The organism is Flavobacterium sp. (assembly GCF_040382755.1).
Taxonomy (GTDB): Bacteria; Bacteroidota; Bacteroidia; order Flavobacteriales; family Flavobacteriaceae; genus Flavobacterium.
In genome coordinates, this window is record NZ_JBEIET010000285.1 from 1 (window position 1) to 1,217 (window position 1,217).

At 29.6% G+C, this 1,217-nt stretch carries 2 protein-coding genes and 1 pseudogene; all 3 read left to right on the forward strand.

The window, feature by feature from the left end; genetic code table 11:
* Window positions 1–307, forward strand: a 307-nt coding sequence (locus tag ABWO04_RS12035; protein ID WP_353079919.1) for a Maf family protein, incomplete at its 5' end; no start/stop codon positions are given.
* 146 nt (window positions 308–453) lie between these two features.
* Window positions 454–996 (forward strand): bifunctional pyr operon transcriptional regulator/uracil phosphoribosyltransferase PyrR, encoded by a 543-nt coding sequence (gene pyrR, locus ABWO04_RS12040; protein WP_353079920.1) that lies wholly within the window; start codon window positions 454–456, stop codon window positions 994–996.
* A gap of 85 nt (window positions 997–1,081) precedes the next feature.
* Window positions 1,082–1,217: pseudogene (locus ABWO04_RS12045) on the forward strand (aspartate carbamoyltransferase catalytic subunit); the annotation flags it as partial.

Below are 1,217 nucleotides of genomic sequence, written 5' to 3' on the forward strand. Positions count from 1 at the left end.
CGCATCTCACGCATTAAGAATGTTAACAGAAATGTCTGGCAAAACACATAAAGTGATTACTTCTGTTTGCATAAAATCGACTAAAAAGGAAGTGGTTTTTCACGATGAAACCTTGGTTACTTTTACGGATTTATCTCTTGATGAAATTGAATTTTATTTAAAAAATTACAAACCCTTTGATAAAGCAGGTTCTTATGGTATTCAAGAGTGGATTGGTTTGGTAGCCATTGAAAAAATTGAAGGAAGTTATGCCAATGTAGTGGGCTTGCCAACACATAAATTATATAAAGAATTGATGAATTTTTAATATAGATTTAACTTTTAAAACACAGATTTAAGAAATTAGATAAATTTTTAAAATTTCTTATATCCGTGTTTAAAAAAATGATTTTTTGGATTGCTTTTGATATTCTAATTGAAATATATTACATTTGTAGTCACAATACACAAAATATGAGTCAAAAAATATTGCTCAATTCAAAAGAAGTCAACATTATACTACATCGATTGGCCTGTCAATTAATCGAAAAACACCTTGATTTCACTACTACTATTCTTATTGGAATTCAACCCAGAGGTGCATTTTTAGCCAAAAGATTATCACAAATTTTAAAAGACGACTATCAAATTTCTGATTTGAAATTAGGGTTTTTAGACATTACTTTCTTTAGAGATGATTTTCGTAGAAACGAAAAACCATTTGAAGCCAATCAAACCCAAATAGATTTTTTAGTAGAAGATAAAAATGTCGTTTTTATAGATGATGTATTATATACCGGGAGAAGTATTCGTGCAGCTTTGACTGCAATACAATCTTTCGGAAGACCAAAATCAATAGAACTTTTAACCCTTATAGATAGACGATTTAGTCGTGATTTACCTATTCAACCCGATTATAGAGGTCGACAAGTTGATGCAATTAATAATGAAAAAGTTTTAGTAAAGTGGGCTGAAAATGATGGTGAAGATGCCGTTTATATTGAGGTAAAAAATTAATAGTTAAGTGACTTCGAGATCCTCAGTCACAGTTGCTTGAGGTTATCGAAGGCAACACAAAATATAGTTTAAACAACACATTAAAATGAAAGAATTAAGCGTCAATCATTTATTAGGAATAAAGTACATCAATACCAATGATATTAATTTAATTCTTGAAACCGCTGATCAGTTTAAAGAAGTAATCAATCGTCCTATAAAAAAAGTACCTTCTTTACAAG

Bases quoted from the DNA above. Each gene is read 5' to 3' on its own strand.
- pyrR (WP_353079920.1), top strand. From the start codon at position 454: ATGAGTCAAAAAATATTGCTCAATTCAAAAGAAGTCAACATTATACTA.